At 49.5% G+C, this 15181-nt stretch carries 13 protein-coding genes and 1 pseudogene; all 14 read left to right on the top strand.

Annotated elements, in window-relative coordinates; genetic code table 11:
- Positions 1-19: 19 nt before the first annotated feature.
- Positions 20-1534: an ABC transporter substrate-binding protein gene (locus tag ASG81_RS29090; protein ID WP_056643191.1), complete on the top strand. Its 1515-nt coding sequence runs from the start codon at positions 20-22 to the stop codon at positions 1532-1534.
- A gap of 86 nt (positions 1535-1620) precedes the next feature.
- Positions 1621-3948, top strand: a pseudogene (locus ASG81_RS29095) (family 78 glycoside hydrolase catalytic domain); the annotation flags it as partial.
- Positions 3949-3966: 18 nt separating this feature from the next.
- Positions 3967-4356 carry an alpha-L-rhamnosidase C-terminal domain-containing protein gene (locus ASG81_RS33770; protein ID WP_327205203.1) on the top strand — a complete coding sequence of 130 codons (390 nt, stop codon included), beginning with the start codon at positions 3967-3969 and terminating at the stop codon, positions 4354-4356.
- Positions 4357-4359: 3 nt separating this feature from the next.
- A complete protein-coding gene (locus tag ASG81_RS29100; RefSeq protein WP_056643194.1) occupies positions 4360-4842 on the top strand; it encodes a hypothetical protein in 483 nt (160 codons plus the stop codon).
- 39 nt (positions 4843-4881) lie between these two features.
- Positions 4882-6102 (top strand): multidrug effflux MFS transporter, encoded by a 1221-nt coding sequence (locus ASG81_RS29105; protein ID WP_056643197.1) that lies wholly within the window; start codon positions 4882-4884, stop codon positions 6100-6102.
- 494 nt (positions 6103-6596) lie between these two features.
- On the top strand, positions 6597-7535 hold the full coding sequence (gene phnD / locus ASG81_RS29110; RefSeq protein ID WP_056643200.1) for a phosphate/phosphite/phosphonate ABC transporter substrate-binding protein: 939 nt from the start codon (positions 6597-6599) through the stop codon (positions 7533-7535).
- 2 nt (positions 7536-7537) lie between these two features.
- Positions 7538-8284 (top strand): phosphonate ABC transporter, permease protein PhnE, encoded by a 747-nt coding sequence (gene phnE, locus ASG81_RS29115; protein ID WP_056643203.1) that lies wholly within the window; start codon positions 7538-7540, stop codon positions 8282-8284.
- A 1-nt stretch (position 8285) separates the two neighbouring features.
- Positions 8286-9053 (top strand): phosphonate ABC transporter ATP-binding protein, encoded by a 768-nt coding sequence (phnC, locus tag ASG81_RS29120; protein WP_056643207.1) that lies wholly within the window; start codon positions 8286-8288, stop codon positions 9051-9053.
- Between the two features lie 15 nt (positions 9054-9068).
- A complete protein-coding gene (selD, locus tag ASG81_RS29125) occupies positions 9069-10121 on the top strand; it encodes a selenide, water dikinase SelD (protein ID WP_056643209.1) in 1053 nt (350 codons plus the stop codon).
- Positions 10122-10148: 27 nt separating this feature from the next.
- The gene (gene mnmH / locus ASG81_RS29130) at positions 10149-11192 is read left to right on the top strand and encodes a tRNA 2-selenouridine(34) synthase MnmH (protein WP_056643213.1); all 1044 of its coding nucleotides are present in this window, start codon (positions 10149-10151) and stop codon (positions 11190-11192) included.
- Positions 11193-11286: 94 nt separating this feature from the next.
- Positions 11287-12108: an alpha/beta hydrolase gene (locus ASG81_RS29135; protein ID WP_056643215.1), complete on the top strand. Its 822-nt coding sequence runs from the start codon at positions 11287-11289 to the stop codon at positions 12106-12108.
- A 67-nt stretch (positions 12109-12175) separates the two neighbouring features.
- Complete coding sequence (locus tag ASG81_RS29140; RefSeq protein ID WP_056643218.1) at positions 12176-12652, top strand: YqeG family HAD IIIA-type phosphatase; 477 nt, start codon at positions 12176-12178, stop codon at positions 12650-12652.
- Between the two features lie 595 nt (positions 12653-13247).
- Positions 13248-14330: a DUF3048 domain-containing protein gene (locus ASG81_RS29145; protein ID WP_056643297.1), complete on the top strand. Its 1083-nt coding sequence runs from the start codon at positions 13248-13250 to the stop codon at positions 14328-14330.
- A gap of 226 nt (positions 14331-14556) precedes the next feature.
- Positions 14557-15168 (top strand): DUF47 domain-containing protein, encoded by a 612-nt coding sequence (locus ASG81_RS29150; RefSeq protein WP_056643221.1) that lies wholly within the window; start codon positions 14557-14559, stop codon positions 15166-15168.
- The last annotated feature ends 13 nt before the right edge of the window (positions 15169-15181 follow it).

Consider the following 15181-nt stretch of genomic DNA (forward strand, 5'->3'; position numbering starts at 1 on the left):
ATACAGGGGGAAATGGTTTATGAGAACGAAGAAATCCACGCTTGCTTTGTCTGTCTTGCTGGTATTAGCTTTGCTGCTTGCAGCTTGCGGCAACTCGAATAATACCGAAAAGGCAAAGAATGAGTCCGGCAATCAGGCTGCAAATGAAAACAGCGAAGCGGCAGAGCTAACGATGGCATTTATCAATATCGGCAACATGACGGATGTAGCTGCCGTGCAGGAAGAAATCAATAAGATTACGAAGGCCAAAATCAATGCGACCGTGAAGCTGATGCCGATCGACATCGCAGCATGGAATCAACAGGTGAATTTGCTGCTTGCCGGCAACGAGCCGCTTGATTTGCTTGTAACGTCCACTTTCTTCAACTACACCTCACAGGTAGCCAAAGGACAATTATTGCCTCTGGATGAACTGCTTGAGAAATACGGTCCTGAAATTAAAAATACGATGGCTACTGAAATTTATAACGGCACAAAGATCGACGGCAAAAATTACGGCGTACCGAGCATCCGGGATGTCGGAGCTGACTACGGCATGGTACTCAGAAAAGATTTAGTGGACAAGCACGGAATCGATCTTTCCACTGTCAAAACGTTTGCTGACCTCGAATCGGTGTTCAAAACGATCAAAGACAAAGAGCCGGGCATCTCTCCTTTGGTACAAAGCACTCAAACGGGAACCGTTTCATATATGATGTATACGCCGCAGATCGACCCGCTCGGCGATGCGCTCGGGGTATTGCTGCTGGACGATAAAGACATGAAAGTAACGAACGTCTATGAAACCGAGCTTTATAAAAATACGGTAGAGCTGGCAAGAAAATGGTACGAAGCAGGCTATATCATGCAAGACGTCGCGACGACCCAAGAGATGGGTACAAGCTTAGTGAAGGCTGGCAAAGCGCTGGGCTATATGAACAATATGAAACCAAGCTATGAACAGCAGGAATCCAAAGCCACAGGATACGAAATGGTCGGCGTACGTCTAACCGAGCCGGTTATCCAATCGAACGGGGCTAACGGCTTCATGATGTCGATTCCACGTAACAGCCAAAACCCTGAGCGTGCAATGCAGCTTATGAACCTCCTCTATACGGATGCGGATGTTATGAATTTGTACGCGAACGGCATTGAAGGAAAGCATTACGTTAAAAATGACGACGGCACGATCAAGCTTCCGGACGGCGTTACGGAATCAAGCTATGTGAACAATCAGTGGGAAGTCGGCAACAATTTCCTGACGCATGTTTGGCAAGGCACGGAAGCGGGCATTTGGGAGCAAATGAAAGCCTTTAACGAATCGGCCAAGGTTTCTCCGGCACTCGGCTTCTCCTTTGACGCCACTCCGGTCAAAACGGAAGTGGCTGCGGCAACAAACGTGGTGAATCAATATAAGGTCGGTCTTGAGTCCGGATCGCTTGATCCTGCTTTGATCGCTGAATTTAACGAGAAGCTTAAAGCGTCTGGGCTGGATAAAATTATCACCGAGAAGCAAAAACAGCTGGATGCGTGGAAAGCGGCTAACAGCAAATAAAGAAACCGGTTCTCGACAAATCCTTCCTTCCATTTATGGGAGGAGGGATTTGCAATTTTATTATTGATAAAGGAGCGGGAACGAATATGTTTGCGATCACTGATCTGCGCTGCGAATACAGGCTAAACCCGATCGGGCTGAACACGCGCCAGCCGCGCATAAGCTGGAAGCTTCAATCGGATGCAAGAGGAACTCTGCAAGCCGCTTACCGGCTGGTGGTAGCGGCGGATGAACGGTTTAACGAGCTCTTATGGGATTCGGGACGTATGGAATCGGACCGCTCGGCTCATGTCGTGCCAACAGGGCTGGAAATGGCTTCGAAAAAGCGCTATTACTACCGCGTTCGGGCATGGAATATAAATGGTGAAGACTCCGGGTGGTCTGCTCTGGCTTATTGGGAAATGGGGCTTCTTGCTGCCTCAGAGTGGCAGGCCGATTGGATCAGCGCGCCTGCGGCCCTGTTCGCAGAGGATTCGGAGCAGGTGCCGATGCTGCGTAAGCCGTTCCGCGTTGACGGCGCTGTCCGTTCAGCGAGTATTTTTGCAACTGCGCTCGGCGTATACGAGCTGGAATTGAACGGCAGCCGCATAGGCAGTGATTACTTCGCTCCGGGCTGGACCAGCTATGATCATCGCCTGCAGTACCAAGCTTACGATGTCACAGCGATGCTGCGCCACGGAGAAAATGCGCTTGGAGCGCTGCTCGGAAACGGCTGGTATAAGGGATATTTGGGATGGACCGGCGAAAAGGCGCTTTATGGCGACCGCACAGCGCTGCTCTTGCAGCTTCATATCGTGATGGAGGACGGACGGGAAGTAGTCGTAAAATCAGATAACAGCTGGAAAGCGGCAGGCAGCCCGATCCTCATGTCCGAGATTTATCATGGCGAGAGCTACGATGCCTGCTTGGAACAAAAGGGTTGGAGCCTTGCAGGCTATAACGATCGCGATTGGCAGCCTGTCGAGACGATAAAGCACAACAAAGAAATCATTATAGCGCAGGAAAATGTGCCCGTGCGGAAGATAGAGGAGCTGAAGCCGACCGAGCTGATTCGTACGCCAAGCGGCGATACGGTAATCGACATGGGGCAGAACATGGTGGGGTGGGTTCGTTTCACTGTGCGCGGGGAAGCCGGTAGGGAGGTTGAAATCCATCACGCCGAGATTTTGGACCGGGATGGGAACTTTTACCCGGGCAATATTCGAAAGGCGAAGCAGACGATCCGTTACATATTAAAGGGCGGCGAAGCGGAAACCTTTGGGCCGCATTTCACGTTTCAGGGCTTCCGGTATATCCGGTTAACCGGGTTTGAGGAACCGGTCAAGTTAGAGGATTTCACAGGCGTCGTCCTCCATTCCGACATGGAGATAACCGGCAGTTTTTCCTGCTCCGATCCGATGGTCAACCAGCTGCAGCACAATATTTTGTGGGGGATGAAGGGCAATTTTCTGGATGTGCCGACAGACTGTCCACAGCGTGACGAGAGGCTGGGCTGGACGGGGGACGCGCAGGTTTTCGTGCGGACGGCCGCGTATTTGGCGAATGTGGCGCCATTCTTTACGAAGTAGCTCGGCGATTTGAAGGTTGACCAGAATGCCGAGGGCGGCGTTCCGTTTGTCGTTCCCGATATGCTCAGTAAAGGTAAGCCGGATCCGAATTTCCCGCCTCCTTTCTCATCTGCCGCATGGGGCGACGCTGCCGTCATCTGTCCTTGGACGATATATGTATGCTATGGAGATACATGCATACTCGAATCGCAGTATGAAAGCATGAAGGCGTGGGTCGCTTATATCCGCAGGCAGGGCGATAAAGAATACCTTTGGAATACGGGCTTCCATTTCGGAGACTGGCTTGCGCTCGACGCTAAAGAGAACAGTTATTTAGGCGCGACGGATACCGATTATGTCGCCACCGCTTTTTATGCGTATTCCGTTTCCATTATGCAAAAAACGGCTGCCGTCCTTCAGCAAAACGAGGATGCAGCCCATTATGCGGAGCTGTATGCGGGCATTCGCAAAGCGTTCAACGAGGAGTTCGTTACGCCAGCCGGCAGATTAACCGTCCCGACCCAAACCGGGCAGCTGTTAGGTCTGATGTTCGGACTTCTTGATGGAAGAGCGAAGGAGCGCGCCGTTCAAAAGCTGCTGGATCTGCTGAAGGAAAACAAGTATCACCTCACGACCGGCTTCGTCGGCACGCCGTATTTGAACCATGTGCTCAGCGGCTTCGGCAGCAGCGAGGTGGCATACAAGCTGTTATTCCAGCAGGATTACCCTTCCTGGCTGTATCAGGTATCCAAAGGGGCGACGACGATATGGGAGCATTGGGACGGCATTAAAGAGGACGGCTCCTTCTGGAGCGACGATATGAACTCCTTCAACCATTATGCGTACGGCGCAATCGGTGATTGGCTTTACCGCAGCGTCGCCGGCATCGACACGGACGAAAAGGGTGCGGGCTACAAACGAATCATCATTCGGCCGCAGCCTGGCGAAGGGCTTTCCTGGGCGGAAGGCAGCTTAGAGACGATGTACGGTACAGTCCGCTCCCGCTGGGAGAAAGCAGAGAACGGGCGAATGGCTATCCGCGTAACGATTCCGGCCAATACGACTGCTGAAATCGTTCTGCCGGGAGCAGCGCTCGAAACGGTGAAAGAGAATGGCGTGCTTCTGGAATACGCTGGCGGTATTTCGCACGCCGGGCCATGCGATGAGGGAGTAAGGCTCGAGGCGGGATCAGGCGATTACCGGTTTGAGTATGAATATATACCTGAAACCAGATCAATAAGAAAAGAGGAACGAATCGATGAAATGGCCATTTAATACGTGATATGGATCGGAGGGGGGCACTATCCGATAGGCGGTTGGGAATATAACCTGCTTAATGACATCGATGCCGCTAATGTGGTATTTGATACAAATGTCGGGCTCTGGCAAGTGCCGCACACCGTGTACACGACGATGCGGGTGAGTATTGCCGAATTGGCATATAAAGTGAAGCCGTACGGCGAAATCGGAAGCTATCTGTATCAGCAGCTGATTGATTTCAATGATTGGGCCGCCGGTGCTTTTCAAAATACCCCTTGGTCAAAAGGAGAAATGTGGTCGCTTGACGATTCGCCGGCGATCAGCCTGCTGCTTGACGACCATGAATACGGCTATGAAATCAAGCCTGCTCCGCGCATCACAGAGGATATGTATTACGTGCATGACCAGAAGGAAAGAATGATCCGCGTCTATCATTACGTAGATCCCCGGTTTACGCTTGAAGATATGTTCGCGAAGCTTGCGCTGACTTACGGCAAGTGATAAGATCCATAGAAAATAAAGTTTTAGAAGGGGTAGAAATTGAGCCGTAATCAACGATTGTCCATGATTATAATTTTAGGTTCTTTGTCCACATTAGCGCCTTTTGCGATCGACATGTATTTGTCGGCCCTTCCTGCAATGGCTGGCGAGCTGCAAACGAGCGCTTCGATGACGCAGCTGAGTTTGACTTTTTTCCTTTTAGGTCTCGCGTTCGGACAGCTTGTCGCGGGTCCGATCAGCGACGCGAAAGGACGCCGGCTGCCGATGCTGATCGGGATGTCGGCATTCGTCGCCGCCTCGCTGCTGGTAGCGGCATCCGACTCCGTCTGGCTGCTTTTGACCAGCCGGTTACTGCAGGGGTTTGCTGCGGCCTCCGGAATGGTTATTTCCAGAGCCATTGCCAGGGATCATTTCTCCGGCGTCGAGCTTACCACGTTTTTTGGCTTGTTGACAATGGTCGGAGGTTTTGGGCCAATCGTTGCGCCGGTACTCGGAGGCTTTTTGCTGCAAATTATGTCCTGGCACGGCTTATTTATCGTATTGGCGATCATCGGAACGGTGATGGTCTTCGCTATCTACATCGGTATTCCGGAGAGCTTGCAGGCTGATAAACGGATAACCGGCGGTATAAGAGACTCCGTTTCCGCAATGCTCCATATTTTAAAAGATCGCTTATTCCTTGGCTACGTCGGTGCACAATCCTTCACAATGGCTGGATTGTTCGCTTATATAGCCGGCTCCCCGTTTTTAATTCAGGAAATATACGGAGCGACGCCTCAGCAGTTCAGCCTGCTGTTTGCACTTAACGGATCGGGCTTTTTGATCTCTACTCAGATTGCTACACGTCTTGTGAGGCGGTTCGGAGCAAAGAAGATACTATTTTTCGGTCTTATTCTTAACTCGGTCAACGGGATGTACCTGCTTGGCATTCTCTTACTGAACGGTTCCCTCGGATGGGTGCTGCTCCCGCTATTTCTGATCGTCGCCAGCATTGGCTTTGTCGGGACAACCAGTTCATCCCTTGCTCTGCAAAGCCACCCGGAGGCAGCCGGGAGCGCGGCGGCGTGGCTTGGACTTGGATCCATGCTCCTTGGCTCCATCGTTTCACCGCTTGCGGGTATAGGAGGCACAGGATCGGCGGTGCCGCTTGGCATCGTCATCGCAGGGTGCGGAGCCGGAGGACTGTTATGTTATGCCGGCTTAATAAGCCAACGCCCAAATGAACGAGCATCTAAAGACTGTCAGGTTATAGTTGAATAGTGGCAGCCACAGCAGTCTAGGACTTTATTTCGTATTATTAGGTCAACCATCTGGTTGGTCTTTTTTTTAGGTGTTGTATAGAGCTCCACGGCGGTCAGCTTACCATTGACAGTGAGCGTGGAGCCGGTACGATCGTGACGATTCGAGTTCCGCTTATGCATGAGGAATAAGCCTCTGCGGCGCTCGGTCGTCATTCTTTGTAGAAAAGCAATTTACGGTTTTTTATAACGTAAATAACCGCAACAACGACACCGGCTATAATCAGGAAGGATAGCCAATTTTCCTGCAGCCATTTCATCCATAAAGGCAAGGGAAGCACCTCCTCGAATCATTTTGATACGCTTAGTATGTCCCGGGAAGACTCCAAAATATTGATGGCGCTCCTATATTGCGGAATTGACCTGCGGCTTGCTTGCAGCGTTCCTTCTTTTTCGACAAAAATTGTGTTAGGATCAATTATTGATAACAAATGATAGTTAGGAGGAGATTGGAAAATGTTCCAGAGAAGACAATCCTTTTTGGTATTAACATGCCTACTGATCTCTTGTTTGCTTATGGCTGCTTGCAGTCAAACGGAGAAGAGGGATGAGAGCAAACAGGCCAATCAAACCGGAAATAGCGAGGTGCGCGATGAAATGCTCATCGGTGTCATTCCCGCTCAAGGCAGCAATCAGATGCAGCTCGGTGCTGACAAGCTCGCCAGCCTATTGACCGAGAAGCTGGGGTATAACGTACGCGCTGAGGTCTATCCGGATTATAACGGTGTGGTAGAAGCGATGGGTGCCGGCAAGGTGCAGATGTCATATCTGGGGCCGCTTACGTATGTGGAAGCCCATGAGCGGTATGACGTCAAGGCGATTGTAACACAGCTTATTGCAGGAAAGCCTTTTTACTACTCCTATTTAATTGCGCCCGCGGATTCTGCGTACAACTCGCTCGATGATGTCGTGAAACACGCGAAAAATATCCGGTTTGCATTTGGCGACATCAGCTCGACATCGGGAAGCCTTATTCCCGGCATAGCTCTGAAAAAAGCCGGCGTCTTTAAAACCCAGCAGGAGCATGCGTTTAAAAGCGTTACCTATACGGGGGACCACACGGCAACGGCGCTTGCCATCCAAAACAAGATGCAGGATGTAGGAGCTATCGACAGCGCCTATTTCAACAACTTGGTGAAGCAGGGGAAAATCGATGGTGTCAAAATAAAAACGATTTGGCAGTCGGAAGAGCTTTTCCAATATCCATGGGCTGTAGTGAACAGCATACCCGATAGTGATATTGAAATCATACGGGAAACGATGCTTGCAATTACGGATGCTGATATTTTAAATGCTTTCGGTGGAGCAAGCGGTTTTACAAACGCGAGCAATGAGGACTATGCGTCTATCCGGCAAGCCGCCATAGCTGACGGACGCATTAAGCCGCGGGAATAAACGTGAAAAAAACGGTTATTGTCGTGGCGGTTGTCGCTCTGCTCTTGTGGTCAGGAGCGGGAGTAAGCTTTACAGCGGGATCGTTCGGCGATCTCGGAAATACGTTTCACTTCATTGCCGAGCATTGGTTCCCTATTGATGTAACGGATTGGCGGATCGTAATGAAAGCGATGCTGGACACGCTGGAAGTAGCTGTATTCAGCACGCTTGCTGCTGTACTGATTGCTTTTCCTTTGAGTTTTCTAGCGGCCGGGAATTGGGCGCCGTATCGATGGTTGTATGATTCTACACGATTCTTGTTTAATTTCTTTCGCTCGATTCCGGAACTTGTACTGGCTCTGGTCTTTATTCCAACGCTCGGACTCGGCCCGATGCCTGCGGTCATGGCACTGATTATCCACAATGCCGGCGTGTTTGGCAAATTAATATCCGAAACAATCGAAGCGACGGACGATGGTCCGCAGGAAGCCGTAAAAGCACTCGGCGGCACAAGGCTTCTTGTAGCGCTTTATGGCATTATTCCGCAAATGGTTCCACTTGTCTTATCCCAATATTTTTATCGGTTAGAGGTGGCGATCCGAACGACCCTGATCCTGGGCATCGTCGGTGCCGGTGGACTAGGCCAGATGCTTTATAACGATTTCAAGCAATTTATGTATCAAAAGGTGACTTTTGAGGTTCTGCTTATTATGATTCTGGTTACGGCTATGGATTACCTTGGCGCATTGATCCGAAAGCGGGTGAAGTAACTTGCTTGAACTAAAAGGGATTAGTAAATGGTATAAGGGAGAAAAGACATCCGCCCTGGATAAAATCGACTTACATATTATGCCTGGGGAGTTTGTGGCGGTGCTTGGCCGCAGCGGGGCAGGCAAATCGACATTGATCCGCTGTATCAATAGGCTTGTTGAGCCGGACGCCGGAGAGGTCATATGGGATAATCGGTCGATCACTGGAATGAACCCGCGGGAATTGCGCAGCATCCGCGGCGAGATCGGAATGGTTTTCCAGCACTTTAATCTGCTGCCGAGACTGTCTGTCATGACAAACGTTATCGCCGGGCGTTTTGCGGGCATGCCCCGCTGGCGCAGCCTTACGGGTGCGTTTTCAAAGGAAGATCGGGCACGGGCGCTATCAGCGCTTCGGGAGGTTGGACTCGAAGATTTGTCGAAGCGGCGAGTGGAGGATTTGAGCGGCGGGCAAAAGCAGCGCGTGGCTATCGCGCGCGTATTGATGCAGCAGCCTGCGCTTCTGCTGGGCGACGAACCCATTTCAAGCCTGGATGCGGTTACTGCGGAGCGGGTTATGACGTTTATCGCAGGTCTGCACCGGGAACGGGGGATGACAATCGTGCTTAATCTGCATGATGTATCTATGGCCTGTGCATACGCCACAAGAATAATCGGTATAACAGCAGGGCGCATAACTTTTGACGGTACGCCGGAACAGTTAGGCGGCAAAGAGCTGCAAATGATCTATCCGCCGGACGAAGAGGACGGCGTTAACATTTTAAACTAGAAGGGAATGATATTCATGTCTGAGGCCAATAAAATCAAATTAACAAGTCTATCGAGCAAAGGGGGCTGCGGCTGTAAAATCGGCCCTGCCGATCTTTCTGAGGTGCTTCGGAACCTTCCGTTGAACGAGCCAAACCCTAATTTGCTTGTCGGGCTGGATACGAGCGATGATGCCGGTGTATACAAGCTAAACGATGAGCTTGCGCTTGTGCAAACGCTTGATTTTTTCACTCCGATTGTAGATGATCCATACGCTTTCGGCCAGGTTGCGGCAGCCAACGCAATCAGCGATATTTACGCAATGGGAGGCAAACCGCTTACCGTACTGAATATCGTTGCTTTTCCGATTAGTACGCTTCCCAAGCAGGTTCTGACCGATATTCTGCGCGGCGCTGCTGACAAAGTGAAAGAAGCGGGGGCAACGCTTGTCGGCGGACATTCCATTGATGACAAAGAGCCCAAATTCGGGCTTGCGGTTACAGGTCTTGTTCATCCGGGCAAAGTGCGGACAAACGCAGGAGCGAAACCCGGCGACAAGCTGATACTGACCAAGCCGATCGGAGTAGGTATTCTCACAACATCAATCAAAAAAGAGCAGTTAACTGAAACGGAGATTACCCGGGTGATTGAGGTTATGGCCACATTGAACAAGGCAGCTGCCGAGACGATGGAGCCTTATGACGTTCATGCATGTACAGATGTTACCGGCTTTGGCCTTCTTGGCCATGCTTCGGAAATGGCAAAGGGCAGCCATGTTGGCATTCATATATCCAAAAACCGGGTGCCTGTTCTGCCGCGTGTCCGTGAATTGGCGGAAGCGGGCTTCGTGCCCGGAGGCACCAAAAATAACTATGCGCATCTCGAGGGCTCGGTTATATTCTCTGAAGAGCTGGATCAAATTGATCAATGGATTCTTTGCGATGCGGTTACATCGGGGGGGCTATTGATATCGGTTAACCCGGTACAGGCTGAGACGCTGCTGGACAAGCTGCGGGCCGCAGGTGTAGACGCACATCTCATTGGTGAGGTCACCTCCGAACAACCCGGACAAATCATCGTTACTTCTTAGAGACATAATAAAGGAGCTGTAAACGACATGTTTCAGGATCTCACGGTAGCGGAACTCCTTGAGCTTCATCACAAAGGAGAAGCTCAATTAATTGACGTCCGCTCGCAGTCTGAATTTGAGGAATCTACGATACCGGGCAGCATAAATATTCCGCTCTTTGATGATGACGAGAGAGCGGAAGTCGGTACGCTCTATAAGCAGGAAAGTGTGGATGCGGCCAAAAATAGAGGGCTGGAAATCGTATCAGGCAAGCTGCCTGGCTTTATCCGGGCAATCGGGGAAAACGGCCCTCCGCTCAAAATTGTGTATTGCTGGCGTGGGGGAATGAGGAGCCGGACATCGGCCACGCTCGCTTCCCTTATGGGTTTTAAGATGTACCGCCTGAACGGAGGTTTTCGCGCTTACCGCAAATGGGTTGTTGAGACATTGGAAAGCTATTCGGAGCTGCCGCCCTGTTATGTTATTAACGGGTACACCGGGACAGGAAAGACGGAGCTGTTACTCCGTTTACAAGAACGTGGTTATCCTGTTATTAATCTTGAATGGATGGCAGAGCACCGTGGTTCGATTTTTGGTCATATCGGAAAAACGCCCAGTAATCAAAAGTCGTTTGAATCGCGGTTAGTTCATGAACTTATCCGATTGAGAAATGCCCCCTATTTGATCCTCGAAGCGGAAAGTAAACGGGTGGGGAAAGCGGTATTGCCGGAGTTTCTGATCGAAGCCAAACAAAAAGGAACCGCGATATTCATAGAAATTCCGGACGAGGTAAGAGTTGCGAATATTTTAAACGACTACAAGCCTCAGGAAAACAAAGAAGAGTTTATTCGCTCATTCGAACGAATTGCGAAGCGGATTCATACGCCAATAGCCGCCGAAATCCGCGGCTCATTGCAGAATGACAGGTTTAGTGAGGCTGCTAAGCTGTTGCTTCTGCATTACTATGACCCTCGTTATCAATTTGCGACGGAGCAGTATGAACAAGAAAGAATGACGGTGTCCGCCGCTAATCTGGATCAAGCTTTGGAAGGAATTATCGGGAAGCTGCCTAAGCTGCCTCTAGGTGATTGACAGATACAGAATAGGGATGCTATTATGGGTTTAAAATTAATTCATAGTATATAGGTAGGAATTATTATATATAAGCAATTAGGAGGTTACCGGGATGGAAAAGCACTTGACGCTGCGACACGACGGGCTTGAGCTTGCGGCAACGCTGCATTACCCCGCAGACGGCAAAAAGACCGATTCAGAGAAAAGACAAGCGATTATTATATGCCATGGATTCGTTGGCTCGCGAATAGGGGTTGACCGATTATTCGTGAAAGCAGCACGCGCGCTCGCAGCGCAAGGCTCTTACGTTCTGCGCTTTGATTATGGCGGCTGCGGCGAGAGCGGCGGCGACTATGGCGCGCTTGGCTTCGATTCGATGGTGGATCAGACAAGAAGCGCGATCGATTACATTGCAAGCATGGAATGCGTAGATCCCCGTCGAATCGTTTTGCTCGGTCACAGTCTTGGCGGAGCGGTCGCGATTATGACGGCCGTTAAGGACAAGCGGGCAAAGCGGCTCGTGCTTTGGTCGCCGGTTGCCTATCCTTTTAACGACATTGTACGTATTGTGGGACGCAGCAGCTATGACGATGCGGTTACGACGGGAAGCTCTGATTTTCTAGGCTACACGCTGCAGCCCGTGTTCTTCGAATCGCTGCTGCAGCATCAGCCGTTTCAAGCGGCAACGAGGTTTGGCGGAGAGGTGCTGCTTGTTCACGGTACGAGCGATGAGCTAATTCCCGTCGACTACAGCTTCCTGTACCAGAAGGTGTTTTGGACCCGCAGTGAAGGCTTATGCGATAAGGAAATTATTTTTCAAGCTAATCATACGTACTCGGCCCGCAATCATCAGGAGGAAGCGATTCGCGTGACCTTGGATTGGCTAAATGGTCTGGATAAGCAGCAAGAGGAATGGCATCACTGGAGCATATAATAAATGCTTTAATAAAGGGTAACCTAAATACGTCTAGCTTTACGATCACTGCAAAGGAGGGAAGCTTATGCCTATTATCAAACCTTCGCTAATTGCGCGCTCGATTTATGACATTGACGGAGACGCGCTGCAGCGGGCAGGAATTAAAGGAATAATACTTGACTGGAATAATACCATAATGAAGAAAAATTCCGAATCTGTCCCGGCTTCGTTGAAAACATGGCTGAAAGACTTTAAATCACGATATGCGATAAAGCTGGTTATCGTCTCGAACAGCAAACCTCCGGCGCAAGGTCTCGGATTGGGTAATGAGATTCCAGCTTTGTTCAAAGCGGGTAAACCGAAGAAAAAAGCATTTTTTGCCGCTTTGAAAATACTCGGAACCCGCAAAAACGAGACAGCGGTTATTGGAAATGGAATAATTACTGATTTATGGGGAGGAAACCGGCTGGGGATGTACACGATTTTCGTGTCTCCTTCATGGACTAGACCTCGGATTCTAGGGGCGGTAAAACGACTGGTGGTAAAAGTGCTTCGAGTATAGATGAACATCATAGCCTAAACCTGCAATCCGGTTCGTATTTTACGAATCGCTTTGATCTCTACGCTGAGGAACTGTATCGAAATGACTCGCAAATTGAAATCTAACCAAATGACCGCCAGCAAAACTTCTTCTAGTGAAATAGAGCAAAATTTTTTCTCAATTTCCCCCAAACTACCCCATACAGCAAGAATAGAGAAAATTTATTTCTCTAAAGCGCTCAAAACCAAGCCAAAATCCCTTTGACTAGTCTCTTCTGACAAAATAGAGCGTATTTTTTTAACAATTTGCTCTTGTTAATCCAAACAAGCAGAATCAGAGAAAATTTCTTTCTCTACTCCCCTGATCCCCCTTCAATCATCAGCCAACGTACCCTTCAAACGGCATAGAGCAGACTATTTTTGCATGAAAACCGCTCATGTAAAATTTAATGCTGCGTAGTGATTAAATACATAAGCATGTAGCTCACAACTAAAATCAACGATCAGCCGGGAATGGCAACTTTTTTTATCGAGACAACCTTTAGGAATTGTGTTTAAATGGAAGTTAAGTGAAAACGAATACAAGCTATACATATCGGGGAAAGGCAGGGTTGCTCATGAATAAACGAATGCAAATCTCGGCAGCTGCGCTGCTATTGTCACTCATCCTCTTGGTAACGGCATGCAGCGGAGGGAACGGGGGGAACGGAGGAGGCAATGAAGCGTCTCAGGAAACGGTTGGAACGATTGAACCGAGCAGCCAGGCGGAGCCTACAGTGGAACCGACACCGCTGCCTTATGATGCACCGCTAACCGGCTTGAAGCTGGAAAAGGCGGCAACGGCAAGGCCGATCGTCGTCATGATTAATAATTTCGCAGCGGCTCGTCCGCAATCTGGACTGACGAACGCTGACGTCATATGGGAAGTGCTCGCGGAAGGCGGCATTACACGATTAATTGCGGTATTTCAGAGTACGAATGCAGCAACCGATTCTATTGGACCGGTACGCAGCATCAGGCCTTATTTAATTGATATTGGCGATAGCTACGGGGCTGTTATGGCCCATGCGGGCGCGAGCAATGACGGCTATGATATTTTGCAGCATCAAGGCAAGCCTTATTTGGATGAAATCTCGAATGCGGGCAGCTATTTCTGGAGAAGCAAGGAGCGGAAGGCGCCGCATAATTTGTATTCGAGCTTGGAGAAGCTGCGCGAGGGAGCCGAGAAGAAGAAATACCGTTCGGGTGATGCCGTTCCTGCCTACACGTTCGCAGACACCGGTTCAACGGAATCGGGAGTACCGGCATCGAATATTACCATTTCGTTTTTGATGCAAGATTATAAAGTGGTATACGCCTACGATGCGGCGGGCGGTTTGTATAAGCGTTCGATTGGGGAAAAGCCTCATATCGATATGAATAATGATCAGCAGCTGTCGGCCGCTAACCTGGTTGTGCTTGGCGCTAACCATAAGACGCTCGATAATCAAGGGCGGCTTGCGGTTGATTTGACGGATGGCGGCTCGGCGATCCTGTTCCAAAAGGGAATAGCGATTGAAGCGGAATGGGTACGGGCTCCCGACGGTATGATTCGGATCGTAAAGAACGGAGCGGAGCTTCCATTTGTGCCAGGCAAAACCTTCTTTCATATCGTGCCGAACAATCCGACATTTGAAGAGCATGTCACGTGGGTACAATAGTAAAACATTGGAAACCCTGTTAACAGGCGTTAACGGATGAGCTTCCAAGGATAGAAAAAGGCGCAATCCTGTTACAGGATTGCGCCCTTTTTTATATTTACTTTGAAAATTTCAAAGTTTTCATAAAACCTTTACATTTTCTTAACAATTCAAATGTAAACTGTGTTAAGATATTGTGGGCTTATAGCGGTTCGCCTAAACATCAAGTCAGGTAAAGGGGATTACGATGTTCAAGAAAAAGGATATTTTCTTTAAGACGTTCGAAGAAATGGCTGACGCCATTGTCGAGGCTGTCGAGTATTTTGCCAAAGGCTTATCAGATCTGTCGGATGTATCAGCTTTCGCCAAAACCATGAAGGAATACGAAAGCAAATGCGACAAAAACGTGCATACGATTTTGAAGCAATTGAACAAAACGTTCATAACTCCAATCGAGCGCGAAGATATTATGGCCCTGACGACTTCGCTTGATGACGTGCTTGATGGCATTGAAGCTTGCGCGTCCCGTTTTGAAATGTACAACATTCGTGAAAAGGATGAGTACATAACGCTGTTCGGCGATATTCTTGTTCGTTCATCGCATCAAATCAAGAAGGCTATCTACTTATTGACAGAACGTAAATTGCTTGCGATTCGTGAGCCGAACATTGCGCTTAACGAACTAGAGAACCAAGCGGATGATCTGCTTCGGGTATCCATCAAGAGCTTGTTCACTAACGTTAGCGATCCGATTGAGCTGATGAAACGCAAGGAGATTTATGAGATGCTGGAGCAAACGACCGACTTCTGCGAGGATGTTGCCAATACGCTGGAATCGATCATTATGCGTAACAGCTAACCTGGAGAGTAGG

Origin of the sequence: Paenibacillus sp. Soil522 (genome assembly GCF_001428245.1) — a bacterium.
Lineage (GTDB): Bacteria > Bacillota > Bacilli > Paenibacillales > Paenibacillaceae > Pristimantibacillus.

Coding starts and splice junctions, on each gene's coding strand:
- ASG81_RS29135 (WP_056643215.1), top strand. CDS start 11,287: ATGGAAAAGCACTTGACGCTGCGACACGACGGGCTTGAGCTTGCGGCA.
- ASG81_RS29090 (WP_056643191.1), top strand. CDS start 20: ATGAGAACGAAGAAATCCACGCTTGCTTTGTCTGTCTTGCTGGTATTA.
- ASG81_RS29150 (WP_056643221.1), top strand. CDS start 14,557: ATGTTCAAGAAAAAGGATATTTTCTTTAAGACGTTCGAAGAAATGGCT.
- phnD (WP_056643200.1), top strand. CDS start 6,597: ATGTTCCAGAGAAGACAATCCTTTTTGGTATTAACATGCCTACTGATC.
- mnmH (WP_056643213.1), top strand. CDS start 10,149: ATGTTTCAGGATCTCACGGTAGCGGAACTCCTTGAGCTTCATCACAAA.
- selD (WP_056643209.1), top strand. CDS start 9,069: ATGTCTGAGGCCAATAAAATCAAATTAACAAGTCTATCGAGCAAAGGG.
- ASG81_RS29145 (WP_056643297.1), top strand. CDS start 13,248: ATGAATAAACGAATGCAAATCTCGGCAGCTGCGCTGCTATTGTCACTC.
- ASG81_RS29140 (WP_056643218.1), top strand. CDS start 12,176: ATGCCTATTATCAAACCTTCGCTAATTGCGCGCTCGATTTATGACATT.